Below are 24,701 nucleotides of genomic sequence, written 5' to 3'. Positions count from 1 at the left end.
TTATCAGGAACTCGCGTCGGATGAGCACTAACCACCTCGAAATGCGCACTATCAGCCTCGCGTTTGGCGGGTTCAGCGCATTGTCGCACGTCGATTTCACTCTGCGCGGCGGTTCCGTGCATGCGCTCACGGGTGCGAACGGCGCAGGAAAATCGACCCTGATGGCGGTCTTGTGCGGCACTCACGATCATTACGAAGGCGAGATTGTTATTAATCGTCAGCCGGTTGTCATCCGTAGCCCGCGTGACGCCAAACAGCTAGGCATTCATCTGGTACAACAGGAAGTGGATGTGGCGCTGATCCCCGGCTTGTCGATTGCGGAAAACATCATGCTCGACAGACTGGCGGAGGCGGGGCATGCCTGGCGCTGGGGAGAAATGCGCAAGCTCGCGCAGGAGGCCCTGGCGCAACTGGACGTGTCGCTGGATGTGCGTCGCTCTATCGATACCTGCACGCTGGCGGAGAAGCAGCAAATTCTGCTGGCACGCGCGTTGTCTCATCACTGCCGCTTTTTGATTCTCGATGAACCCACCGCGCCCCTCGATCAACACGAGAGCGAGCGCCTGTTTACCGTGGTACGACGCCTGCAACAACAGGGTATCGGCGTGGTGTTTATCTCTCACCGCATTCATGAGCTGAAAGCGATTTGTGACACCCTGACCGTGTTGCGTGACGGCAAGCTGATTGAGTCTGGCCCGATGGCGGAACTCAGCGGTGAGCAAATCGTCGAGAAGATGCTCGGTCATGAACTGAGCGATATCTATCCGCCGCGCCGGCCACCGCATAGCGATGAGGTCCTGTTGAGCATCGATGGCCTGCATGACGAGCGACTGCTAAAAGATATCTCTCTGCGCCTGCGCAAAGGGGAAATTTTGGGCATCGCGGGTCTTGCCGGAGCAGGAAAGACCGAACTGTGCAAGGCACTCTTTGGCGCGAGCAAAAGTAAAGTGACACGCGGCGAACTTAACAGCCAGCCGTGGCGACCACGTGACCCGGCGGATTCCGTGATTCGCGGTCTGGCGCTGGTGCCGGAAGAGCGGCGCAAAGAGGGTATCTTCATTGAAGAGCCTATTGCCATGAATCTTTCGGTCAGCGCGGATAATTCTTTCTCCCGCTGGAGTCTGTTCGGCCATCGCAAGGCCTGGCGTTGGGCGCAGGAGGTGATTGCCCGCGTCGGCGTGCGCGCTACCGGGCCGGGGCAAACCTTGCGTCGCCTTTCCGGCGGAAACCAGCAAAAAGTGGCGATTGGTAAATGGCTGCGCGGCAATGCCAACGTCGTTATTTTTGACGAGCCGACCAAAGGGGTCGACGTAAAAGCCAAAACCGACCTGTTCCAGCTGATTGACGGGCTGGCGCGGGAAGGAAAAGGCGTGATTTATGCCTCCGGGGAGTTTTCCGAACTGGTGGGCCTGTGCGACCGCATTTGTGTGCTCTGGGACGGGCGCATTGTCGCAGAAGTGAAGGGCGAGGAGGCCCGCGAAGAGACTTTACTTTATTTTTCCACCGGAGGAACGGCAGCGTGAGCAAAGCCCTTTCAGTTAAGGCTGCGGTGTCATCCCGTCAGCAGTTTTTCGATTTTCTTTATAAATGGGGCATGCTGCTGACGGTTGTCGCGCTGGTGGTCATCTTTGGTCTGGCATCGGATAACTTCCTCGACCCGTTCAACATCATCAACATTTTACGTTCCATTGCCATCGTCACGGTAATTGGGGTTGGGGTATCCATTTCGCTGACCATCGGCGGTTTTGATCTCTCCGTCGGTTCAACCGCTTCACTGGCGAACGCGCTGGTGATCTCTCTGTTTGTCTGGCATGGCTTCGGCACCACCGAAGCGATTCTGGTAACGCTGGCGCTGTGTACGCTGGTGGGCCTGTTTAACGCCTTCCTGATTGTGGTGCTGCGTATTCCGGACATGCTGGCGACCCTCGGCAGCCTGTTTGTGATTCAGGGGGTGGCGATGACCTACAGCTACGGCGGCTCGATCACCGAAAACATGGTGCTGCCGAACGGTGATATGGCCGAAGGGACCATTCCTGCCGCCTTCAGCCTGCTGGGCCAGGTGCCAACTATCGTCATTATTATGCTGGTGGTCACTGTCGTGGCACAGCTTGGTCTGTCGCTGACCACCCATGGTCGCCGCATGTATGCCATTGGCGGTAACCCGGAAGCGGCGCGCTTATCCGGTATTCGCACCACTCGCTACAAAGTGGCGGCCTATGTCATTGCCTCCCTGCTGGCGGGGTTAGGCGGCATTTTGCTGGCTTCGCGCATCGGCTCTTCGCAGGTGAACGCTGGCGGCGGCTACCTGATGGATGCGGTCGCGGCGGCATGGATTGGTTTCTCGCTGGCAGGCTCCGGCAAGCCGAATGCGCTCGGCACGCTGGTGGGGGCAGTGATTCTCGGCGTGCTTTCCAACGGACTGGTGATGCTCTCCGTTCCGTATTACGCCATGGACATTATTAAGGGGCTGGTGCTGGCTGGTGCCCTTGCGTTGACTTACTTCCAGCGTCGTTAATTATTCAGGGGATAACAGATGAAAAAGATAGCACTCTCTTTACTGACGCTGGGATTACTGAGCGCGCTGCCGGGTTATGCGGCTACGCCTGCACCGGTTCCGGACGCTATTGCTAACCACAGCGGGCCGATTCGCATTGCGCTGATTCGTAACCTCGGTTCCGATGACAACACCACTCAGTTTGTTTCCGGCGCGTTGCAGGAAGGCAAAAAACTCGGTTTTAAAATTAGTACTTTCCTGAGTAATGGCGATGACGCTAAATTCCAGGACTTTGTGAACCAGGCTATTACCCAAAAATATGATGGCATTATCCTCTCTCAGGGCCGTGATCCGTACTCCACCGCGCTGATTAAAAAAGCGGTTGATGCCGGGATCAAAGTGTCGGTCTTTGATACCGCTGTTAACGGTGAAATCCCGGGCGTAACCGTCACTCAACAGGATGACGCCTCCCTGACCAAACTCTCCTTCGGCGCGCTGGCTAAAGATTTCAACGGGAAGGCCAACATCATTAAACTGTGGGTGGCCGGTTTCCCGCCAATGGAACGCCGTCAGGCAGCCTATGCTGAGCTGCTCAAAGAGTATCCGGGCATTAAAGAGCTGGAATCCATCGGCGCGGTCTCCTCCGACGTGCAGGGCGATACCGCCAACAAAGTGGGCGCGGTGCTGGCGAAATACCCGAAAGGGCAGATTGACGCAATCTGGGGCACCTGGGATGCCTTTAGCCAGGGGGCATATAAAGCGCTGAAAGAGAACGGGCGTACTGAGATCAAACTCTACAGCATTGACGTGTCTAACCAGGATTTGCAACTGATGCGCGAATCCAACAGCCCGTGGAAAGTGAGTGTGGCGGTGGATCCTAAACTGATTGGCGCCACTAACGTGCGCCTGGTTGCCAATAAGATTGCCGGTGAACAGACACCTGCGACCTATGACTTTAAAGCGGCCGCCATTCCGCAGGCGCTGCTGGCGGCCCAACCGGGTGCGGTGAACGTGGCGTCCCTGGCGAAAATCATTCCGGGCTGGGGCCAGACCGAAGATTTTATCGCCCCCTGGTTTGCGACGCTGGAAGCCAAAAACAAGTAACGGACATTGCCCCGGATGACGGCGTAAACGCCTGATCCGGGAGATAGTCAGGGGAGGGCATCAGGCCGTGCCCCGTTTACAAGGAACAACAATGGCAACTGAACTTCCACGCCCGGAATACAGCCGTAATATGCGGCTGATTGGCCATAGTGACCAGGGCGGTCGCCCTGACGGCGTACAGCTGATGGTGCACCGTGGCTTTGCCTATATCGGCCACATGGTCTCTCAGGGCTTCTCTATCGTTGACGTGCGCGACCCCAAAAATCCGAAACCTGCAGGCTATGTTGCGGCACCTCCCGGTACCTGGAACGTGCATTTGCAGGCACATGACGATCTCCTGCTGGTAATCAACGCCCGCGACCTTTTTGCCGATGCCCGCTTTGCCGATGAAAAAGTCTATTACACCCGCTCAGTGGGTGAGACGGTGAGTGACGTACAGGATAAAGGCTGGAGCGCGGGGCTGCGCATTTTTGATATCTCCACGCCGGACAAACCGCGCGAAATGAGTTTTCTGTCACTGAGCGGTATCGGTATTCACCGTATCTGGTACGTAGGTGGCCGCTGGGCTTATGTCTCCGCGCTGATTGACGGTTTTAGCGATTACATTTTCCTGACTATCGATCTGGCCGATCCGCGTAAACCGGAAGTCGCAGGACGCTGGTGGCTGCCGGGGATGAACCAGGCGGCAGGGGAAACGCCGGACTGGGAAGCGGGGAAACGCTATGCGCTGCATCATGCGATTATTGCGGGTGATACCGCCTACGGTAGCTGGCGCGATGGTGGTTTGACACTGCTGGATGTGAAAGATCGTACCCAACCGAAGCTCATTAGTCACCGCAACTGGAGTCCGCCGTTTGGCGGCGGCACCCACACCGCGCTGCCGTTGCCGGATCGGGATCTGCTGGTGGTGCTGGATGAGGCGGTGCTGGATAACCAGGAAGATGGTGAAAAGCTGATTTGGCTCTTCGACATTCGCGAGCCGTCAAACCCGGTCAGTATCTCCACATTCCCGCAGCCGGATGAGATTGACTACGTGGCGAAAGGGGCGCACTTCGGGCCGCATAACCTGCACGAAAACCGTCCGGGGAGTTTTATCAGCTCGACGCTGATTTTTGCCACTTATCAGAACGCCGGTGTCCGCGCGTATGACATTTCTAATCCGTATCGTCCGGTGGAGACCGGGGCGCTGGTGCCTGCCGCACCGGCGAAAATGATGGATACGCGTCCGGGCCGCCCGCAGGTGATTCAGTCCTGTGACGTGTTTGTGGATGCGCAGGGGATAATTTACAGCACGGATTACAACGGCGGATTGTCGGTGATTGAGTATCTGGGTTAAGCAGGAAGAGGGTGAAAAACATGGCCCGGATAAGGCGTTTGCGCCGTTATCCGGGATACAACACTCAACTAACTATACTGACGCACCCGGGCAATCAGCTCATCGACGCTATCTATGCGCGAAGCGATCACAATCAGCACCTTGCCGAGCGCAATGGCATGGCGCAGGCATTCGTGGCGCATCTCTTCATCGGCGATGGTGTCGATATCCGCAACATGCGACAGGCCCACGCTACGACGAATCAGCTCAGTGCCGCAGAAACCGACCGCATCTGTCCACACTTTCTTGAGAAACTCAGAGGCATAGCCCGGTACGCTCAGGGCGGCATCGCGGGTCTTTTCACGGGCCAGCGTCTGGAAACGTCCGGCAAACGTTGACCATAGCTCCTGAATATCAATCAGACGCTGCTCACGCGCCGCTGCAGCGTCGCGAATGCCAAGATGGCCTGGCAGGCCGCAGTAGTTAAGCAGCAGGTTACCCATGGCAGTACCGATGTCAAAGCCCATCGGGCCAAAGTAGCCGAACTCGGCGTCAATGGCTTTCAGGCTGCCTTCGGCGACGAAAATCGACCCGCTGTGAATATCGCCGTGCAGCAGCGCTTCGGCATGAGAGAAGAAGCTGTGCTTAAGAGAGGCGACTGCAAGCTTTAACTGGCTGTCCTGACGCAGGGCATCAACGTCGGATTCCAGCGCAGCCGGGTAATTGTTACGTTCATGAACCTGATAGGGATCGTTAAAGAAGAGGTCTTCGGTGATTTCGCACATTTCCGGGTTAATAAACTGCGCAACCTGGGCTTTTTTCACGTGCGGGTGCAGGTAAAAATCGCTGGTATGGAACAGCGTCTGCGCCAGATATTCACCCAACTGGCGTGCTGCCTGCGGGTAGTAACGGTTTTTAATCAGTTCGCTGCGCCAGATACGGTGGTCAGAGAGATCTTCCATGACCATCACCGCCAGGTCCGGGTCGTAATGCAGAATATTAACTGTGTGCTGCGGAGCGTATTTATAGTGCTCCACCAGGGTTTGTGCTTCCAGACGTGCGCGATCGAGGGTCAGTGGCCAGGACTCCCCGACGCAACGTACATAGGGCAGCGCCTGTTTGACGATAATGCGGCTGATGCCCTGGGTATCAAAAACTTTAAACACCAGGTTCAGGTTACCGTCGCCGACCTCCTGCGCTTCAACCAGTTCGGACGGCGTCTCCAGACCACCAAATTGTTGTGCATACGCCACAGCATCCTGGGCGTTGAAGGTACGGTATTGCGACATTGCCAGTTCCTCATGTTCTTATGCTAATAAAGCCATTCAGACGTCTATACATCTGGATTTCATCCTGACACAATATGCTACAACAACGCAACAGGGATTTAACGCTATGCAGACCTTACAGACCACCAGCCTGCGGGTTGTTGATAATCAACTCTTTATTCTTGATCAGCAGGCGCTGCCACAGGAAAAGCGCTGGCTGTCAGCGGATTCGGTGCCTTTGCTGGTGGAGCATATTCATGCGTTACGCGTGCGAGGCGCGCCGCTGATCGGTCTTTCCGCCAGTCTGCTGCTGGCATTGCTGGCGGAAAACGGCGCAGACCGCAAGACGCTGGCTCAGTCGCTGGAGACGCTGCGCGCCTCACGCCCGACGGCGGTCAACCTGATGAATAACCTTGACCGAATGAAACTGACGCTGGCACAAGAGGATTTCGTACCGGCGCTGGTGGCAGAGGCGCAGCGCCTGATCGAAGAAGACAAAGCGCTGTGCGACAGTATCGCGCAGGCAGGCAACACATTGGTCAAACCGGCCAGCCGCTTGCTGACGCATTGCAACACTGGCGGGCTGGCGACAGCCGGTGTCGGCACCGCGCTGGGGGTGATTGCGCTGGCCCATCAGCAGGGCAAGGTGACGAATGTCTGGGTGGATGAGACGCGTCCGTTGTTGCAGGGTGGACGCCTGACGGCCTGGGAACTGGGCGAACTGGGCGTGCCTTATCAATTGATTACCGATTCCATGGCCGCCAGCCTGATGGCCAAAGGGCAGGTGGATGCTATCTGGGTGGGTGCGGATCGCATTGCGGCGAATGGCGATGTGGCGAACAAAATCGGTACTTACTCCCTGGCGGTACTGGCGAAATTCCACGGCATTCCGTTTTATGTTGCGGCGCCGCAAACCACGCTCGACCCGAGCTGCCCGAACGGGGAGGCGATTCCTATTGAGCAGCGTGCCGCTGCGGAGGTGACGGGCGTTGCCGGAAGCTTCGGAGCCGTGCAGTGGGCGCCGGAGAACGCACAGGTCTATAACCCGGCCTTTGACGTGACCCCTGCATCGCTTATCAGCGGCTGGGTACTTGATAGCGGCGTGGTTACACCTGAACAGGTAACAGCTGGTTTTTTTGCCCGCTAAGCGGTAGGCCTCGCTCCGAAGAGGTAAGGGACCCGAAATGAAAGCCCGGATGGCGGCGCAAACGCCGTATCCGGGCTACCGTCTAATTTCACTTTTCCCCTGGCGTCGTTACCATTTCATCTCGCCGGTATTTACCTTTGCGCTCAGCTCAAGTGAACCTTCATCCGCAAGCCCTGGATACGCTGCTTTCATCGCTCCGATCACCGCTGCGGAACCCTTTTGGCTGGCAAGCGCTTGCTCAAATGTTTTCAGGTAGTTGCGGGTGAAGGTAATCGCCCCATCGCCTGCCGGGCGTTTCCCCAGATAGTGACCCGGAATGACCTGCTGCGGTTTCAGCGCCTGCATTTCGCTTAATACGTTTATCCAGCCCTGGCGAATTGCCGGGGTCTGTGTATCTGCTGTCCAGACATGAATCCCTGATGCAATGCCGGTGCCGCCTAATATGGCCTTGTTCGCCGGGATCCAGACATAGGCGGCATAATCGCCCGCGTGTTTTAACTCCAGCGGTTCCCCGTCCACGGTAAAACGCGTGGCGGTGGTTATCTGTGGCACGATAAGTTTCGTCGGCGCGCCCTCTTTCATCTGTGGCCCCCAGAAGGCCAGCTTCGCCTCTTTCGTGGCGTTGATATGGTCAACTACCGCTTTGGTGGCCACCACTTTTGCTTGCGGGAAGGCTTTTACCAGCGGTTCGAGACCAAAATAAAAATCCGGGTCGCCAGAGGTGATCACAATCTCTTTTAACGTTTTGCCACGTGCTTTGATGAGCTTCACCAGCTCCTCGCCATCTTTTACGCTGAACTGCGCATCAAAGAGCACCGCTTCTTTCGGCCCTGAAACCAGCGTTGAAGAGACCGGGAAAATACCTTTCTCCTGCGGGTTGTAGACATCCAGTTGCAGCGGTGCGGCAAACGCGGGTACGGCAACCAGCGACAGTAACAGAGTGGCGGTTTTTGCGTTCATGGTGTTCCTTAACCGTTAAGTGAAGAGAGAAGGGGACTAACCAGCGTGAAAAAGGCCTCTGGTTGCCCGTAATAGCGTGAGACAGGCAAGAGTGTGTACTGCCCGTCTTTATCGATGAATACGGCGGTGGGGAAGCCCTGACCGCCTGTTTGTGCCATCAACATTCGCCCATGTTGAATGGCATCCAGCGCCTCATTGTCCTGAATTTGTCCCAGCAAAATGGCTGGCTCGACGGATTTGCTGAGCACATCGTTGACCACATCGGCGCGGGTAATGTCCTGCCCCTGTTCATACCAGGCACGCTGGACCGCATGCAGAAACAGAAGATCGCTGCCGGGAGCCGCAAAGCGTTGTGCAGCCAAAAGTCCACGGCTGGCAGGGAGGGAGTCCAGCACAATCTCGCTGTTGGTCAGTAACTGTGTGCGGTAATCGCTGCCGAAGGTCATGCCGGTTAAGGCGGCGATACGCGCATCATGTTCATGAACATGCGAGAGCCAGTCGGCGTCGAGTTTTCTGCGCCGGGAGCCGATGAATAATCCACCGGGTAAAATATGCTGTTGCGCGAAGTCCTGTGCCACGCGGTTGAGTAAGGGCAGTGCGCCATAGCTCCAGCCGCAAAGTGGATCGATTATCCAGTAAAGGCCGGGTTGAAATCCCATCATGCAGTCCTCCAGAGAGTCAATGATGCCCATTTTACGGATTACAGCTTCTGCTACTATTCCTGAAATAATTCATACTGTGTTTCATAAAACGATCAGATGGAGAGGAAATGGACAGGATCATGGCGGCAGTGACCTACAACCGGATTTGCGAACTGGGCAGTCTGAGCGCGGCGGCACGTTCGCTGGGTATCTCACGGCCGATGGTCAGCCGTTATCTGGACGAAATGGAAAAATGGGCCGGAGCACGCCTGATTCACCGCTCGACACGGCGACTCACATTGACTCCCGCCGGGGAGAAAATCCTCGGGAAAACGCGGCAGCTGGCTTCTCTGTCGCAAGATATTGCAGATGACGCCACGCGTCTTACGCCGTCGGGCACGTTGCGTATTGCCTGCGCCCACTTTACGGCGACCCACCTGCTTGGGCCGATTATTCCGGCATTTCTGGCTCGCTATCCGGCGCTGCGTATCGAAGTGGACATCAACAACCAGCCGGTAAGCCTGGTGGGCGAGCGCATTGACCTGGCGATACGTATTACCAACTCCCCCGAACCTGGGGTTATCGCCCGTGCGCTGGGTGAGTGCCGCTCGGTATTGTGTGCCTCGCCAGGCTACCTTGCGAGAGCCGGACGCCCGGAAACCCCGGACGATCTCGCCCAACACAATTGCCTGCATTACAGCCATTTTTCAGGACAATCATGGTCGTTTCGCGATCCGGAAAAGGGTGCTATCGCCATCGCGGTTAATGGTAATTTCAGCGCCGGGATATCGTCTCTGCTTTGTGATATGGCGATGGCGGATGTGGGGGTGGCGCTGGTGCCGGAAATGGAGGCGCGCGCCGGGCTGGAAAGTGGACGGCTGGTCAGCGTGCTGCCGCAACTGGAGCCGCAGCCACTGGGAATTTATGGGCTATATCAATCCCGCGATCATCAACATGCGGCGCTCGGCCTGTTTCTCGATACGATTAAACAGCATCTCGCTGCTTAAGCCTGGGTCAGTTCCGCCATCCACTGATTATGTTCTCTGTCCAGCTCCCGGGTGGTGAGTTCGAGGAATGTATTGACTGCCGCCGGTCGGTGTTTGCTTCCCGGCACCTGAATCTGCAGCGTGCGCTGGCTTAGCGACGAGTTATTGATCGCTTTAAGCGTCATGCCATCCTGCTTTGCGCGCCACAGCACGCTGAAATGGCTGCACACGGTCAGGGCATCGGGTGTATGGCGGGTAAAACCGTACAGGGCAGCAAAATTATTGCTGCTGAACGCCGGTTCCAGAAAGGTGCCCGCCATGCGACAGGAGAGATCAAAAAGCTGGCGCAGCGTGGTGCCTGCCTCCGGGAGAACCAGCGGATAGCGGTGCAAATCTTCCATCGCCACACCTGGCTGTGACACCAGTGCGTGCTCGTCCGCCAGCAGCAACAGCACCGGCGCGGGCCAGGCGGCGATAATTTCCACGTCCCGTTCAGGCGCGAGGCTGAACTGGAACGCGACATCACAGTCACTGCGCCGGACCCACTCCGCCACCTGCATCGCCGTGCCGACCTGCAAATCAAAACTCACCGCCGGGTGTTGCTGGCGAAAACGCGCCAGTATGCCTGGCAACAGATCAAACGCCATGCCCTCGGTACAGGCTATGCGCACCAGCGCTTTGCGTACCGCTTTCAGTCCCTGAATTTCGGCCATCGCAAATTCCATGTCGCGCATGCTCTTGCGTACATGGTTAGCCAGAATCTGTCCGGCATCGGTCAGCACCATACCGCGAGAATGACGTTCAAAGAGCGTGACGCCCAGCCGGGTTTCCAGCTTGTGAATTTGTCGGCTGATGGCGGAACCTGCCACATAAAGCTGCTCGCTGGCAGTGCTGAGAGAGCCAGTGGTGGCCACCGCAAAAAAGTAGCGTAATTCATTGCTCAACATAGACGAATCCTCTGCGACGCCCTGAGATTGCGCAGTGTACCCTTATCAAAAAGGCAATGCCAAATTGCAATTATTATTATTGTGGCAAGGCTCTGTTCTGGTTTAGAACAAAAAGACAACAACATCTCTTTGCGCCACCGGCAGCAAATGCATCCTGAAAAGTTCGCGTTGCAGCCACGCAACTGCGGCTCGAACTATGACGGGACAGACAGGGCAAACAATATGACAACACAACAGATCGTCGACCAGGCGCTGGCATGGTTCGACAGCGGCCATTTTAAAACCATCCTTGCCAGCCGGGTGGCTATCCCCAGCGAAAGCCAGCGTAACGACAGGGATGACGCGCTCAGGCGTTATTACAACGACGTATTCATTCCCGCTTTTAAGGAGATGGGTTTTAAGACCGAGGTGATTGCTAACCCGGTCAATGCGGCCCGACCGTTTTTACTCGCCAGCCGGGAAGAAGATTCAAACCTGCCCACCGTGATGTGCTACGGACATGGCGATGTGGTCTTCGGTGATGATGCGCGCTGGACCGAAGGGTTATCACCGTGGACGCTGGTCGAGCGTGATGGCAACTGGTACGGGCGCGGTACGGCCGATAACAAAGGTCAGCACTCGGTTAACCTCGCCGCACTGGAGCAGGTCTATCACGCACGCAATGGCCGGCTGGGGTTTAACTGCGTCTGGCTGTGCGAAATGGGCGAGGAGGTGAGTTCCCCGGGGCTTGCCGCAGTTTGCGAACAGCTTAAAGCACGTATCAATGCGGATCTGTTTATCGCCTCTGATGGACCGCGCCTGAGCGCAGAACGCCCGACGTTATTCCTCGGTTCACGTGGGTGCGTCAACTTCCGCATGACCATTAACGCCCGCGCCAAAGATTATCACTCCGGCAACTGGGGCGGGCTGCTGAGCAACCCCGGTACGCAACTGGCGAACGCCATCGCGAGCCTGGTGGATGGCAAAGGCGAAATCCAGATTGCGGCGCTCAAACCGCCTGCGTTAACGCCCGAACTGAAAACCATCCTGGCGGATATCACTCCGGCACGTGGCGAAAACGATCCCACAACCGATCCGAACTGGGGCGAACCTGGTTTATCGGCGGCAGAAAAGCTCTTTGGCTGGAATACCCTGGAAGTGCTCTCTTTCCTGACGGGGAATCCGGCGCAACCCATGAACGCGATCCCCGGGCAGGCGACGGCGGTCTGCCAGTTGCGTTTCGTGGTTGGTACCGGCCACGAGCATGTGGAGCAGGCGATTCGCGCCCATCTGGACGCGCACGGCTTTTCCATGGTGACCGTCAGCGAGGTGCGCGGCACCCCCGCGACGCGCTTTGACCCGACCGATCCGCTGGTAAACTGGACGCTTGAGGCGATGGCGGAGACGACCGGCAAGAAACCAGCCCTGTTGCCAAATCTCGGCGGCTCGCTGCCTAATGATGTGTTTGCCGGGATTCTGGGCCTGCCAACGCTGTGGGTTCCCCATTCGTACCCGGCTTGCGGCCAACATGCACCGGACGAGCATCTGCCGATTGCCATTGCCCGGGAGGGGCTGGCTATCATGACCCGCCTGTTCTGGGATTTGGGCGAGCGGGGATCTGCACTGCTTGCCAGCCACCTGGCTCACCGGAACGGAGGTGCAAAATGACCACTCTCGCCCGTGAAACAGAGCAGGGGAATGTACGCCCGAGCCTGGCGAAAACACTTTTTGCCACCTGTATTGGTAATGCCCTGGAGTGGTTTGATATTGCGGTGTACGGCTTCTTTGCCAGCTATATCGCCCAGGTTTTTTTCCCGACCACTAATCCTACGGTCTCGCTGCTGCTCGCCTTCGGCAGCTTTGGTATCGCCTTTTTGATTCGCCCGCTGGGGGCTGTGGTGCTCGGTGCTTATGCCGATAAACACGGTCGCAAGGCCTCGCTGCTGCTCTCTATCAACCTGATGATGCTCGGCGGGGCGATGATCACCTTTATGCCCGGTTATGCCACTCTCGGTCTGGCGGCGCCGCTACTGATTTTGTTGGCGCGCCTGATTCAGGGCTTCTCCGCAGGCGGAGAGTTTGGAAGTTCCACGGCATTCCTGGTGGAACACTTCCCGGAGCGCAAGACCTTTATCGCCAGCTGGCAGTTTGCCACGCAAGGGGCCAGTACGCTGATGGCATCCGCATTTGGTCTGGGTCTGGCGCACTGGCTTACACCGGAGGAGTTGCTGGACTGGGGATGGCGCGTGCCGTTCGCTTTCGGTCTGTTGATTGGCCCGGTCGGGCTGTGGATCCGTCGCCATGTGCATGAGCCTGAGGCGTATGTTGAGACAGAGAAACCGCGTCATCCGGTGAAACAGTTGTTAGGTTCGCAAAAACGCCTGCTGGCGCTGGCGATTGGCCTGATGGTTGTCTCCACAGCGATTAACTACATGCTCAACTATGTGCCGACATGGGCGACCAAAAGTCTTGGTTTGCCCGCCTCATCAGCCTATAGCGCGACGTTATTGGCCGGGGTGATTCTTACCGTCGTGACGCCGATAGGGGGCCTACTGGCAGAGCGTGTCGGGCGTGAGCGTCTGTTGTGGACCGCGTTGGGGCTGCTCGCGTTTACGTTGTTACCTGCATTCTGGCTCACCAGCCTGAATGTGACCCCTTTGTCGCTTTCACTGCTGGTGGGTTGGATGGCGCTGCTGAAATCCCTCTACTTCTCAACCATCCCGTCGGTGATGGCGGATATCTTCCCGGTATCGACCCGGGCCAGTGGGATGTCCATCAGTTACAACATCGCAGTCACGGTTTTTGGCGGGTTTGCACCGTTCATTTGTACGCTGCTTATCAGCGCCACCGGCAGCCATTTCGCACCCGGTTTATACCTGATGGTCACCGTGTTCCTGAGCGTTGCCGCGCTGTGGTATACGCAAAAACAACTTCGTTAATCTACTGATCCCTCTGCATGCGCAGAGGGGTTAGCCCTGTGCTCCGGGTCCGGGCAAAATCACCTGAGAATTATCAATGTCACCGTCTGGTATCCAGGGCGTATTTTTTTTGCTGCTAACGATATTGTTTTCATAGCGTGGCGGGGTGATGACCGGATAGACGTAGCTTTCCTGTTCTGTACATTGCACGGGATCGCTCGAACCCGCATAAAACAGATAGTACTGGTGGGTATTGGGGAAATAGGCCAGATCGTCGCCATTGCCAAAGGTGGTGGTCCAGAACGGTACTCCGGCTTTGGTGTGGCTTTGTAATTTTCCTGAGGCGACCTGGAAGTGATCGCCCCATTTCATGGTGATGAGATAGTAATTAAAAAAAGAGACGGTAATGGCGCCACGTGGCGGGCAGTTAAGTTTGACAGCGTCATCCGCACGAGCCGCCAGTGCAGGTAAGGTCAGTAAAAATAAAAACAGGGAAGATTTCACGCATCCATTCTCAAGGCCGTAACGTCAGGAAGAAGATCCTACGGGTTTGGGCCGTGGCATGACTATCAGCAAGCTGTTACATCTCCCCCTAAAGTTAATCAAAATATGACGTTAGTCTTATTCGTCCGTTAATTTTCCTCTACCATTCATCATGACAGTGAATATCTCTTTTCGGGGATATGTGCGTTTAAAGGGAGAGTCGCTATGGATATGAATTTTATCTGGCTGAGTATCACCAGTCTGATATTAATGGCTATTGCCATTCCGCTGCTGTTGCAGAAGGTGAAACCGAACCGCTGGTATGGGATAAGAACCGCGCGAACGTTCAATGATGACGGGCTGTGGTATCGGGCCAATCGTCTGTATGGCATCGCGATGCTGACGGCGGGCGTGGCATTTTTTGTGCTCTCGGCCATCCTCGGAAACTGGCGTCCGGGTGAGGATAACCAAAAGATAAGCCTGGTGTTGTTTATGCTTGAAGTGCTGGTGCCTGTGTTTTTTACCCAGGCGAGAGCGAGAATCCTGGCACGGAAATAATGTCTCTGGCGTTTTCCCGGCTGGCGCTGCGCTTAGCCTGGCTACGAACAACCCCGCTCCAGCGAACGGTACCCGGATAAGGTGATTACGCCGCCATCCGGGGCAATCCTTCGAAGACATGGCCCATTCAACCACTCAGCACCATTATCAATGGCATCAAGGCAACTTTCTTCATTCTTCCCTGTAAATCGCCTTCGCAAAAAAAGTAAGTTCAGGCCGGGTTTAGCAGGGGAGAAGATGGGCTACGGGAATGGTCAGAGGTATAAAAAGCCCTGCATGGATGCAGGGCCAGAACCGCAGGCGTGAATTCACGCCAGCCGTGGATAGTTGTCTGCAATCGCGTCACCGGTAAACTTCGCAATCCAGCCTTCCGGGTTGTCGAAAATACGGATGGCGGTGAAGTTCGGCTCGGAACCCATATCAAACCAGTGGGGGGTGCCAGCGGGCACGGAGATCAGGTCGTTCTTTTCGCACAGCACCTGATAGACTTCGTCACCAATATGCAGGCAGAACAGCCCGGCACCTTCCACGAAGAAGCGCACTTCATCTTCGCCGTGAGTGTGTTCGTTCAGGAATTTGGCGCGCAGCACCTCTTTTTGCGGGTTGTCGGCGCGAAGGCTGATCACATCCCAGCTCTGGTAGCCCTTCTCGGCAACCAGTTTGTCGATAGCATGCTGGTAGGCGACGATCACCGTTTCCGGTGACGGGTCTGCGCCCAGGTCACGGTCAGCTTCCCAGCGTTCAAAGCGGACGCCTTTGGCATTCAGCTTTTGCTGGATCCCGGCGACGTCAGTACCTTGCCAGACAGGCTTGCTGGCGTCTTTGTCAGAATAAATCGTCAGTGCGCTCATGAGGGAATCTGCTCCGGCTTAATGTGGTCGAAAGAGGAAACCTGATGATGATGGCTTGCGGCGTCATCATCGCCACGAATCAATTGTACAGTGCGCAAACCTGCCTGTTCGGCGGCGTCCAGCTCCTGATGGATATCAGAGAGAAACAGGATCTGCACCGGCGGCACGCCCAGTTGTTCAGCAATGTTGCGATAGGATTGCACCTCGCGCTTCGCCCCTACCAGAGTGTCAAAGTAGCCGCTGAACAGATGAGTAATATCACCTTCGTCGCTGTAGCCAAATAACAGTTTTTGCGCCGCCACCGAGCCAGAGGAATAAACATAGAGATCAATGCCTTCGGCTTTCCATTTTTCCAGTGCGGGCAGCACGTCCGGGTATAGGTGACCTCTAAAGTCGCCATTGACGTAGCCATCGCGCCAGATAATGCCCTGCAGGGCTTTTAGCGGCGTGGATTTGCGATCCTCATCGATAAATTGCAGCAGCGTGTCGAGCAGATCGGCGGTGGTGGCGTCAGGTTGTCCTGTCTCCTCACGCAGATTATCGAGGATGGTTTTTACCGGCTCGATATACTGCTGTGCGTTGAGAAAAGCCGGCAGACGTTCGCGGGCATAGGGAAATAACACATTGTGCACAAAGCGAATATCGCTGGTGGTACCTTCTATGTCGGTAACTATCGCGCGGATCATCATTTCTCCAGCAGACGGCGCTGCATTTCGCATTCAAATAAAAATTCCAGCCCTTCCAGATGGCGACGCGCTTCTGCCACGTCGCGTCCCCAGCAGGTCAGACCGTGACCACGCAGCAAAAAGCCATAGTTAAGGGGGCGTTCTTGCGCATAATGTTCAATATGGCGGGCGAGGGCATCAATATCCTGAGAGTTATCGAAAATTGCAATCGGCACGGTATCAAGATGCGTGGTTTGTCCGCGCAGAGATTTTTGCATTTCGAAGCCGCTAATCAGCAGTTCAGGCCCGCGCTCAACGCGTGACAGTACGGTGGCATTCACGGTATGCACATGCAGCACCGCATTCGCTTGCGGGAAGAGGCGATAAATCAGCGTGTGCAGGCCCGTTTCCGCTGACGGCTTACGCCCGGACGGTGCATGATTATCGGCGATTGAGACTTGCAGGAAATCTTCTGCAGTCAGGCTGCCTTTGTCTTTGCCGGATTCGCTCAGCCAGCACCAGTGTGCATCTTCACGCACCGACATATTGCCGCCGGTGGCAGGTGACCAGCCTTTCTGGCCTATCCAGTGACAGGCGTTAACGAGTTCATGGAGTTGCAGGTTGTTTGTCATCGTTTTCCTGGGTTGCGCGTCGGCAGGAATATTCTTATGGTTTAGACGTCTAAGCGTCTTGATTGCCAAATACTAACATCGTGTTATAGTGGCAGCAACATCAGTATTACAGGCAGGCACGCAACCATGAGCGATAACGCACTGATTCCACAAAGTAAACTTCCCGCTTTAGGCACCACAATTTTCACGCAGATGAGTGCGCTGGCGCAGCAGTATAAAGCCATTAACCTGTCTCAGGGATTCCCGGATTTTGATGGCCCACGCTACTTACAAGAGCGCCTGGCTTACCACGTGGCGCAAGGGGCGAACCAGTATGCTCCCATGACCGGGGTGCAGGCGTTGCGTGAGGCGATTGCCGATAAAACCGAAGCGCTGTATGGCTACAAACCGGATGCGGACAGTGATATTACAGTGACGGCGGGGGCGACCGAGGCCCTGTATGCCGCGATCACTGCGCTGGTGCGTAAGGGTGATGAAGTCATCTGCTTTGATCCAAGCTATGACAGCTACGCCCCGGCGGTGGAGTTGTCTGGCGGTGTGTTAAAACGCATTGCCCTGCAACCGCCCCATTTTCGCGTGGACTGGCAGGCATTTGCTGCACGGCTGAGTGATAAAACCCGGCTGGTTATCCTTAATACGCCGCATAACCCGTCCGCAACGGTGTGGCGCAAAGAGGATTTCGCGGCTTTATGGCAGGCCATTGGCGAAAAAGAGATCTATGTGCTGAGCGATGAAGTTTACGAGCACATCTCTTTTGCGTCGGAAGGGCATGCCAGCGTGCTGGCGCACCCGCAGTTGCGTCAGCGGGCGATTGCCGTTTCCTCGTTTGGTAAAACTTTCCATATGACTGGCTGGAAGGTGGGGTACTGCGTGGCACCGGCTGCCATCAGCGCTGAACTGCGTAAAGTGCATCAATACCTGACCTTCTCGGTCAATACACCTGCACAACTGGCACTGGCGGATATGCTGCGAACCGAGCCGGAACATTATCGCCAGTTGCCTGCATTTTATCAGGCGCGTCGCGATGTGCTGGTCAATGCGCTCAGCAGCAGTCGGCTGGAGATCCTGCCGTGCGAAGGAACTTACTTCCTGCTGGCCGATTACAGCGCCATTTCCGGGCTTGATGATGTCAATTTTTGCCAGTGGCTGACGAAAGAAGTTGGAGTGGCGGCTATTCCGCTATCGGTTTTCTGCGCCGACCCCTTCCCGCATAAGCTGATTCGTCTGTGTTTTGCAAAGCAGGAATCAACGCTGCTGGCAGCTGCTGAACGGTTATGCAAACTATAACTGACGCTATTTAACCGTCCACGCGCGAGAGAAACGACGGCCTGCAAAGAGCTCTGTCAGGCCGTTAATCTGTTTCAGGCGCAATACTTCATCACTGTCCATCCCCAGTTCCTGGCCAATCTGTTCTTCTGTCCAGCCCATCCGTGAGAGTTCACGAACAATTTCTGACATCTCAATGATCTGATGACGGCCACGCGCCCGATTATGCCGAATGGTTGCCGCCATACGGTCGGATTTGCTGGCTCTGTCGCTGTTCAGGCAAGTAATCGGGAGATAGCCTTTAAGTTTGGCCTTTAGCGCCCCCCGATTTTTGCCCAGTTCGTGGCGGTGAAAGCCATCGACAATTTCGAAGTGATGGGGTTTGTCTTCCTGCACCACAATGGGCTGGGTGAAACCGTCGGCCTCCAGCGATTTCAGTAACAGCCTTTTCTCCGGCGGTGCAACATTGTTGGGGTTGTAGTCATTCGGCGAAATGCGGTCGTTCTTCACCCATAAAACGCAATCGACAGGCTGATCGCGAAACGGACTTAGTGCATGGAGAATCCGACGAAAATCATTGATAGCTTCAATTCGTTCTTCCTCAGGTAATGCGCCAAGAAATGCCTTAATCTCGCTAATTAATCGTTGTTGCATAGAATTCCCCACTCCTTGCGTTTCTTTTTGATTCGTTCCTGATAGCGTTTGTAATTGCTTGTTTTAGTAGGGCTAAAAGAGAGCGCTCTGCACCAGTAATCGTTATTAAGCAGCACTTTGCAGATGCGGCGCCAGGAGGGTATATCCTTTGCGCCCACGTCTCCGGGTTGGCTATCGGGAATGCGCTGCATGCCCTTTTTTTCAAACCAGCGTAAATAGACGGCGATTTTGTTGCGATAATGCTCCGCAGATTGTTCCGGCATGCTGTCGAGCAAGAAAAGGGCATAGTCCCGCCAGCTCAAATGCGCAGGTTTAGTGAGCTTTCGGTGACCGTAAAAAAGGTTGTCCTGGCCAGCATAAATCCCGCCGCTGCTGGCGCCGCTGACCCGTTCGCACATATGGGCCCAGCGTTCAGGTTCTATAACATGATAAAGCCACAGTCCCTGGCGCTGCTCCGGGCCGAAAGGTTCGCAAATACGCATATAGCGCGTGGGAACGCCTGCCTGATACATCAAATCATATAAGGGGTTATAGGGGGTCCCGGTTTTACCAAACCAGGTCCAGATATCGGCTGTTTTCCAGTCATAAATCGGGTAAATGTACCAGGCATGCCCGCGCGGCGCTGCGGTAGTCCAGGGTTTATCGTCGGCGAAACGCATTTTACGTGCCGACGCGATAGCCAGAAAACGGTTGTAAGATTCATCAGCCCGAATGCCTATCATCATTGCTGCCGGGCGATGGTTGGCGAACCAGTCGGCAAATTCACTGACAAAGGCTTCAAACGTCATCCCCTGTTCATAAAAGGGAAGTTCGGCAGGGTTTGTAATGGCATGTTCAGGGGGCTGGCGTACCCACTCCACACCGGGTTGCCAGCATTGCCAGGTGGGGGAAAATTGCGATAAGCCATTTTGCGTGGTTAGTGGCAACGCAATCCAGAAGAAGCGTTCTGTGATATCGCTGTATTCGGCACGCATGCGTTCAACATGCTCGATGGTATGGCTAAACTGGGCTTCCCAGTCGATAAATAAGATGCTGATTTTCTTTTTTAACTGACGTGCGAGCTGCGCCGTCAGATTGAGCATGATACTGGAATCTTTTCCGCCAGAAAAAGAGACACATACTTTCTGGAAGTTTTCTAATGTCCATTTAATCCTCTCCATGCCAGCTTCCAGAACATCCTGTTCAAGAATTTCCTTGTCAATTTTCATCGCAGTTAATCCCTGGCAATTGCATAGTCAGACTGGAAATAATAATAAAAATAAACAAAGAGTTAATCTTTAATTTGTTATAGATTTCAATGATATAATTATATAGAAAATTTGAATTGTTTATATTTACTGGCTGTGTGATTTATTTCTTCGTAATGAGGGAGTGAGAAATTATTATTGGTGACAAAAACGGAGAAATAATCATAATTTTCAGTTATATATTTCTCCGGCTTTCATTTTGCCATTATTGCGCTTTTTATCTTTACTCGCCAAAAATCAGCTTCATTTTTTCCTCGTCGGGGAGTCCAACCTCCTGCTGCAACACATTATCTTTATTCATGTAGTAAATAGCAGGGGTCGCGTTGGCACCCAATTCGTCCATTAATGTTTGATTATCTTTCAGAATTTTTATGATCTTCGGGGGGAGGGTTTTGGGTAGATTCAGCGTCATTTTCCCGAGAGATTGCTCGTAGTCATGCCATTTTTTGGCCGGGTCGCTATCGCTTAAAATAGCCGCCGCAGCAGCAGGACTTTCGGGTTTGATGACCCCAACCAATAACGTACGGATTTGCACTTTACCGGCTTCAACCCATGGACGTGACTGTTGCCAGAAGCGGCTGCAATACGGACAGAACGGATCGGCAAAAACATAGATTATGCGCGGCGCGTCCTTTTTACCATCAAGGATCCAGGTTGATTTTTCCATCTGTTGCCAGAGTGCGCGACCTGCCGGAGAGTAGATCTCATCCTGAATCATTTTCTCACTCAGGTTAGTTCCCGCGGTATCGTACATGTAGCCAGAAATTGCCTGTTTGCCGTCCGGGGTTACATAGATAGTGACGCCCATATCCTGATATTTCCCCAGATAGCCTTTCATGCCACCTGGCGCATCAAAAGACTTAATGATGGTGATACCTTGCTTTTCAATGGCTTGTACAGGGGCAGGGAGCTCTTCCGCCTGAACGTAAAAAGAAAGTAGCGAAAGGGCAAGTAGACGCTTAAGCATAAAAAACCTTATATAACAATTAGATAATATTTATGACGGTAAAACCTATCACAACCATAGACAGTATCTACATCCCGTGCATTGTTATGTGGCAGCGAGAGTGTTGTAATCCACACCGTCTGTGCGTCAACTTTTTCCTTGTCGCACAACGTGATGCCAGCACGACTGGCGCTGAAGCACCCGCGGGTATTTCAGGTCTAAAGCCACCCGTGAGGTGGCTTTTTTGTTTTTACCGATGGGATGCCCGTCAACTTTACGCACGTTCATGTACGGTATATTAAACAGTTTTGCGCGAGTTGTTAGCTAACGCTTATTGATTTGATAATGCAAACGCATTAGCCGAATCGCAAAAAAATCGTTAACTTACACCTCAACGAAAACACGGAGGAAGTATAGATGTCTTTAATTAACACCAAAATCAAACCTTTTAAAAACCAGGCGTTCAAAAACGGTGAGTTCGTAGAAGTTACTGAGAAAGATACCGAAGGCCGCTGGAGCGTCTTCTTCTTCTACCCGGCTGACTTCACTTTCGTATGCCCGACTGAACTGGGTGACGTTGCTGACCATTATGAAGAACTGCAGAAACTGGGCGTAGATGTTTACTCTGTTTCTACTGACACTCACTTTACGCATAAAGCATGGCACAGCAGCTCTGACACCATCGCTAAAATCAAATATGCGATGATCGGCGACCCGACTGGCGCCCTGACCCGTAACTTTGAAATCATGCGTGAAGACGAAGGTCTGGCTGACCGTGGCACCTTCATCGTTGACCCGCAGGGCATCATCCAGGCTATCGAAGTTACCGCTGAAGGTATCGGCCGCGACGCATCTGATCTGCTGCGTAAAATCAAAGCAGCACAGTATGTTGCTTCACACCCAGGCGAAGTGTGCCCGGCTAAATGGAAAGAAGGTGACGCGACGCTGGCTCCTTCCCTCGACCTGGTCGGCAAAATCTAATTTTTCTTCGGCTTTCGCGTCATAGCTGCGTTGGCTTCACGCTCGCGCCCCGGTCACTTACTTTAGTAAGCTCCCGGGGACTTGAGCGCTCGCCGCCTTGCTCTGAAGCGAAAATCCTTTGAAAAATAGATGCTTTATATCGGGTGCAGTTTTGCACCCGATTTTTATCCAGCACCATGATTCAAGTTGCATCAAAGGCACCGTTATCAGGCAGCTTGCATGATGATGTTTTAAGCCCAGGAGATTAAAAATGCTCGACACAAACATGAAAACGCAGCTCAAGGCCTACCTTGAGAAACTGACTAAACCTGTTGAGCTGATTGCCACGCTGGATGACAGCGCCAGATCGGCAGAAATCAAGGAACTGTTGGCTGAGATTGCTGAACTGTCAGACAAAGTCTCTTTCAAAGAAGACAACACGCTGGCAGTGCGCAAGCCGTCATTTCTGATTACCAACCCAGGTTCAAACCAGGGGCCGCGCTTTGCAGGTTCGCCGCTGGGCCACGAATTCACCTCTCTGGTGCTGGCACTGCTGTGGACCGGTGGACACCCGTCAAAAGAAGCGCAGTCTCTCCTCGAGCAGATCCGCGATATTGACGGTGATTTTGAGTTTGAAACTTATTACTCGCTGACCTGCCATAACTGCCCGGACGTGGTGCAGGCGCTTAACCTGATGGCGGTGCTTAACCCGCGTATCAAACATACGGCTATTGATGGCGGCACGTACCAGAATGAAATCACTGACCGTAATGTGATGGGCGTTCCGGCAGTCTTCGTCAATGGTAAAGAGTTCGGTCAGGGGCGTATGACGCTTGCTGAAATCGTGGCGAAAATTGATACCGGCGCAGAAAAACGTGCAGCGCAAGAGCTTAATAAGCGTGATGCGTATGATGTGCTGATCGTCGGTTCCGGCCCGTCCGGTGCGGCGGCTGCGGTTTACTCCGCACGTAAAGGTATCCGTACCGGTTTGATGGGTGAGCGTTTTGGTGGTCAGGTGCTGGATACCGTAGACATCGAAAACTATATCTCTGTGCCGAAGACCGAAGGCCAAAAACTGGCGGGTGCACTGAAAGCGCATGTTTCGGAATACGATGTTGATGTGATTGATTCGCAAAGTGCGACCAAACTGACTCCGGCTGCGGTGGAAGGTGGTCTGCATCAGATTGAAACCGCATCGGGTGCCGTGTTGAAAGCTCGCAGCATCATCATTGCGACCGGGGCAAAATGGCGCAACATGAACGTGCCGGGCGAAGAACAGTATCGTACTAAAGGGGTGACCTACTGCCCGCACTGCGATGGTCCGCTGTTTAAAGGTAAGCGTGTGGCGGTCATCGGCGGCGGTAACTCCGGCGTGGAAGCAGCCATCGATCTGGCCGGTATTGTTGAACATGTCACCCTGCTGGAATTTGCGCCTGAGATGAAAGCAGACCAGGTGCTACAGGATAAAGTGCGTAGCCTCCGTAATGTCGACATCATTTTGAATGCGCAAACCACAGAAGTTAAAGGCGATGGCAGCAAACTGACGGGTATTGAGTACCGTGATCGCGTGAGCGGCGATGTGCATCATATCGCGCTGGCCGGTATCTTCGTGCAGATTGGTTTACTGCCGAATACCACCTGGCTGGAAGGTGCCATTGAGCGCAACCGTATGGGTGAGATCATCATTGATGCTAAATGTGAAACCAGCGTCAAAGGTGTTTTCGCAGCGGGTGACTGCACTACGGTGCCGTACAAGCAAATTATTATCGCCACTGGTGAAGGTGCGAAAGCCTCTCTGAGCGCATTCGACTACCTGATCCGTACCAGGCGTGCATAAGAAGAAAGTAAGACCAGCCCAAATAATTGGGGTTGCATGAAGCTAACGCACAGGCAATCCGAAGAATGAAAGGGGCTAAACCTGCAATAATAAAGAGGCTGCCTGAGGCAGCCTCTTTTTTTTACCGTACAACCAGCACTGGAATGTGCGCATGACGTACTACGCTTGAAGCATTTGACCCCAGCAAATGGGTAGTAATCGAGGGGTTACGTGAACCAATCACCACCATATCCGCATGTAACTCTTCTGCTAACTCATTGACCACATCGCGTACGCTCCCCAGACGAACGTGGGTACGGATACGTTCAGGGCTAATTGAAAAGTGACTTACCATCGTGGTCAGACGGGTTTGCGCTTCATGCTGCAAATGTTCTTCAAAACGACGAATGTCGGCAGCGAATCGGTGCAGACTGAGGCTGGATGAAGCAGGCAGAACGTGCAGTAAATGGATGACACCCGTCTCCTGAGCAAGGAACTCGGCGTGGCGCACGGCTTTGTCGCTTAACTCCATTTCAAAAACATCTACCGGCATAATGATTGTCTGATACATAAACGTGTCTCCCTGTAGATTATGTCTCTGGTATTTCAGCAGGAATGACTGCGTGATTCTGCTACATCACTGGCAATTATTTAGTTGCCCTGGTGTTTTAGGGGAGACAGAAGACTCCCCGGACCGGCTGTTACCAGCGCCGTTCGAGATAAAGCACGGCTGCGACAATAATCACCGCCACGATCAAATAGATAAGAGTAAGGATCCATGTTTCGCTCATATGCGAACCCAGGGCAAAAAACTCTTACCACAATAGAAGCCTGGAGGGGGCAAAGATATGCGACATTCGGGTG

Annotated in this window: 25 protein-coding genes; 12 read left to right on the top strand and 13 right to left on the bottom strand. The window is 54.3% G+C overall.

Translation table 11 applies throughout. The annotated features are described in order from the left end of the window. Nucleotides 1-20 precede the first annotated feature (20 nt). The 4 genes from AAIG39_RS00670 (at nt 21) to AAIG39_RS00655 (ending at nt 4,934) form a co-directional block, all read left to right on the top strand. On the top strand, nt 21-1,523 hold the full coding sequence (locus tag AAIG39_RS00670; RefSeq protein ID WP_343192963.1) for a sugar ABC transporter ATP-binding protein: 1,503 nt from the start codon (nt 21-23) through the stop codon (nt 1,521-1,523). Then, nucleotides 1,520-2,515, top strand: coding sequence for an ABC transporter permease (locus tag AAIG39_RS00665; RefSeq protein ID WP_249568716.1), 996 nt, complete (start codon nt 1,520-1,522; stop codon nt 2,513-2,515). The genes AAIG39_RS00670 and AAIG39_RS00665 overlap by 4 nt, the downstream gene beginning before the upstream one ends. A gap of 18 nt (nt 2,516-2,533) precedes the next feature. Next, nucleotides 2,534-3,598, top strand: a complete 1,065-nt coding sequence (locus AAIG39_RS00660) for a sugar ABC transporter substrate-binding protein (RefSeq protein ID WP_103280002.1) — start codon at nt 2,534-2,536, stop codon at nt 3,596-3,598. A gap of 91 nt (nt 3,599-3,689) precedes the next feature. Beyond that, nucleotides 3,690-4,934 carry an LVIVD repeat-containing protein gene (locus AAIG39_RS00655; RefSeq protein ID WP_249568715.1) on the top strand — a complete coding sequence of 415 codons (1,245 nt, stop codon included), beginning with the start codon at nt 3,690-3,692 and terminating at the stop codon, nt 4,932-4,934. A gap of 68 nt (nt 4,935-5,002) precedes the next feature. Here AAIG39_RS00655 and mtnK read toward each other — a convergent pair whose 3' ends face one another. Next, the gene (gene mtnK / locus AAIG39_RS00650; RefSeq protein WP_343192962.1) at nt 5,003-6,202 is read right to left on the bottom strand and encodes an S-methyl-5-thioribose kinase; all 1,200 of its coding nucleotides are present in this window, start codon (nt 6,200-6,202) and stop codon (nt 5,003-5,005) included. 106 nt (nt 6,203-6,308) lie between these two features. On the opposite strand from mtnK, the gene mtnA reads away from it, so the two are divergent. After that, complete coding sequence (gene mtnA / locus AAIG39_RS00645; RefSeq protein WP_343192961.1) at nt 6,309-7,328, top strand: S-methyl-5-thioribose-1-phosphate isomerase; 1,020 nt, start codon at nt 6,309-6,311, stop codon at nt 7,326-7,328. Between the two features lie 108 nt (nt 7,329-7,436). On the opposite strand, the gene AAIG39_RS00640 is transcribed toward mtnA, so the two are convergent. Both AAIG39_RS00640 and AAIG39_RS00635 read right to left on the bottom strand, forming a co-directional pair. Continuing rightward, nucleotides 7,437-8,288 (bottom strand): Vmh family MBL fold metallo-hydrolase, encoded by an 852-nt coding sequence (locus AAIG39_RS00640; RefSeq protein WP_343192960.1) that lies wholly within the window; start codon nt 8,286-8,288, stop codon nt 7,437-7,439. Nucleotides 8,289-8,296: 8 nt separating this feature from the next. Continuing rightward, complete coding sequence (locus tag AAIG39_RS00635) at nt 8,297-8,950, bottom strand: DsbA family protein (protein ID WP_343192959.1); 654 nt, start codon at nt 8,948-8,950, stop codon at nt 8,297-8,299. A 107-nt stretch (nt 8,951-9,057) separates the two neighbouring features. On the opposite strand from AAIG39_RS00635, the gene AAIG39_RS00630 reads away from it, so the two are divergent. Beyond that, nucleotides 9,058-9,936 (top strand): LysR family transcriptional regulator, encoded by an 879-nt coding sequence (locus AAIG39_RS00630; protein WP_343192958.1) that lies wholly within the window; start codon nt 9,058-9,060, stop codon nt 9,934-9,936. Here AAIG39_RS00630 and AAIG39_RS00625 read toward each other — a convergent pair. Further along, nucleotides 9,933-10,862, bottom strand: a complete 930-nt coding sequence (locus AAIG39_RS00625) for a LysR family transcriptional regulator (RefSeq protein WP_343192957.1) — start codon at nt 10,860-10,862, stop codon at nt 9,933-9,935. The two genes, AAIG39_RS00630 and AAIG39_RS00625, sit on opposite strands and share 4 nt — an antisense overlap. 222 nt (nt 10,863-11,084) lie before the next feature. Between AAIG39_RS00625 and AAIG39_RS00620 the strand changes: the two genes are divergently transcribed. Next, entirely contained in the window at nt 11,085-12,509 is a 1,425-nt protein-coding gene (locus AAIG39_RS00620; protein ID WP_343192956.1) for a M20 family metallopeptidase, read from the top strand. Next, nucleotides 12,506-13,780, top strand: a complete 1,275-nt coding sequence (locus AAIG39_RS00615; protein WP_343192955.1) for an MFS transporter — start codon at nt 12,506-12,508, stop codon at nt 13,778-13,780. The genes AAIG39_RS00620 and AAIG39_RS00615 overlap by 4 nt, the downstream gene beginning before the upstream one ends. 30 nt (nt 13,781-13,810) lie before the next feature. On the opposite strand, the gene AAIG39_RS00610 is transcribed toward AAIG39_RS00615, so the two are convergent. Next, the gene (locus AAIG39_RS00610; RefSeq protein ID WP_343192954.1) at nt 13,811-14,263 is read right to left on the bottom strand and encodes a hypothetical protein; all 453 of its coding nucleotides are present in this window, start codon (nt 14,261-14,263) and stop codon (nt 13,811-13,813) included. Between the two features lie 204 nt (nt 14,264-14,467). On the opposite strand from AAIG39_RS00610, the gene AAIG39_RS00605 reads away from it, so the two are divergent. Further along, nucleotides 14,468-14,800, top strand: a complete 333-nt coding sequence (locus AAIG39_RS00605; protein WP_090082045.1) for an SdpI family protein — start codon at nt 14,468-14,470, stop codon at nt 14,798-14,800. Nucleotides 14,801-15,108: 308 nt separating this feature from the next. On the opposite strand, the gene AAIG39_RS00600 is transcribed toward AAIG39_RS00605, so the two are convergent. From AAIG39_RS00600 to AAIG39_RS00590, 3 genes are read right to left on the bottom strand one after another with little or no spacing between them, the layout of a single operon-like run. Further along, nucleotides 15,109-15,651, bottom strand: coding sequence for a 1,2-dihydroxy-3-keto-5-methylthiopentene dioxygenase (locus AAIG39_RS00600; RefSeq protein WP_343192953.1), 543 nt, complete (start codon nt 15,649-15,651; stop codon nt 15,109-15,111). Next, a complete protein-coding gene (gene mtnC / locus AAIG39_RS00595; protein ID WP_343192952.1) occupies nt 15,648-16,337 on the bottom strand; it encodes an acireductone synthase in 690 nt (229 codons plus the stop codon). Before mtnC ends, AAIG39_RS00600 begins: the two co-directional genes overlap by 4 nt. Next, nucleotides 16,337-16,948: a methylthioribulose 1-phosphate dehydratase gene (locus tag AAIG39_RS00590; RefSeq protein WP_090082039.1), complete on the bottom strand. Its 612-nt coding sequence runs from the start codon at nt 16,946-16,948 to the stop codon at nt 16,337-16,339. The genes mtnC and AAIG39_RS00590 overlap by 1 nt, the downstream gene beginning before the upstream one ends. Before the next feature lie 126 nt (nt 16,949-17,074). Here AAIG39_RS00590 and AAIG39_RS00585 point away from each other — a divergent pair, with 126 nt between their 5' ends. Beyond that, on the top strand, nt 17,075-18,235 hold the full coding sequence (locus AAIG39_RS00585) for a pyridoxal phosphate-dependent aminotransferase (RefSeq protein ID WP_343192951.1): 1,161 nt from the start codon (nt 17,075-17,077) through the stop codon (nt 18,233-18,235). Nucleotides 18,236-18,241: 6 nt separating this feature from the next. Here the strand turns inward: AAIG39_RS00585 and AAIG39_RS00580 are convergent, their stop codons facing one another. The 3 genes from AAIG39_RS00580 to dsbG all read right to left on the bottom strand — a co-directional run bounded on the left by AAIG39_RS00580 (nt 18,242) and on the right by dsbG (nt 21,082). Beyond that, a complete protein-coding gene (locus tag AAIG39_RS00580; protein WP_249568705.1) occupies nt 18,242-18,868 on the bottom strand; it encodes an IbrB-like domain-containing protein in 627 nt (208 codons plus the stop codon). Further along, complete coding sequence (locus tag AAIG39_RS00575; RefSeq protein WP_090082033.1) at nt 18,853-20,076, bottom strand: phosphoadenosine phosphosulfate reductase; 1,224 nt, start codon at nt 20,074-20,076, stop codon at nt 18,853-18,855. Before AAIG39_RS00575 ends, AAIG39_RS00580 begins: the two co-directional genes overlap by 16 nt. A gap of 262 nt (nt 20,077-20,338) precedes the next feature. After that, complete coding sequence (gene dsbG, locus AAIG39_RS00570; protein WP_090082031.1) at nt 20,339-21,082, bottom strand: thiol:disulfide interchange protein DsbG; 744 nt, start codon at nt 21,080-21,082, stop codon at nt 20,339-20,341. A 396-nt stretch (nt 21,083-21,478) separates the two neighbouring features. Here dsbG and ahpC point away from each other — a divergent pair, with 396 nt between their 5' ends. Together ahpC and ahpF are read left to right on the top strand one after the other, a co-directional pair. Then, complete coding sequence (gene ahpC, locus AAIG39_RS00565; RefSeq protein ID WP_041852156.1) at nt 21,479-22,042, top strand: alkyl hydroperoxide reductase subunit C; 564 nt, start codon at nt 21,479-21,481, stop codon at nt 22,040-22,042. 250 nt (nt 22,043-22,292) lie between these two features. After that, the gene (ahpF, locus tag AAIG39_RS00560) at nt 22,293-23,858 is read left to right on the top strand and encodes an alkyl hydroperoxide reductase subunit F (RefSeq protein WP_343192950.1); all 1,566 of its coding nucleotides are present in this window, start codon (nt 22,293-22,295) and stop codon (nt 23,856-23,858) included. Between the two features lie 121 nt (nt 23,859-23,979). Here ahpF and uspG read toward each other — a convergent pair whose 3' ends face one another. Next, nucleotides 23,980-24,408 (bottom strand): universal stress protein UspG, encoded by a 429-nt coding sequence (uspG, locus tag AAIG39_RS00555; RefSeq protein WP_090082027.1) that lies wholly within the window; start codon nt 24,406-24,408, stop codon nt 23,980-23,982. Between the two features lie 130 nt (nt 24,409-24,538). Beyond that, nucleotides 24,539-24,628 carry a small membrane protein YldA gene (gene yldA, locus AAIG39_RS00550; RefSeq protein WP_283775804.1) on the bottom strand — a complete coding sequence of 30 codons (90 nt, stop codon included), beginning with the start codon at nt 24,626-24,628 and terminating at the stop codon, nt 24,539-24,541. Nucleotides 24,629-24,701: the final 73 nt, after the last annotated feature.

Source organism: Phytobacter palmae, assembly GCF_039409775.1.
Taxonomy (GTDB): Bacteria; Pseudomonadota; Gammaproteobacteria; order Enterobacterales; family Enterobacteriaceae; genus Phytobacter; species Phytobacter palmae.
This window is presented reverse-complemented; position numbering and strand designations above follow the sequence as displayed.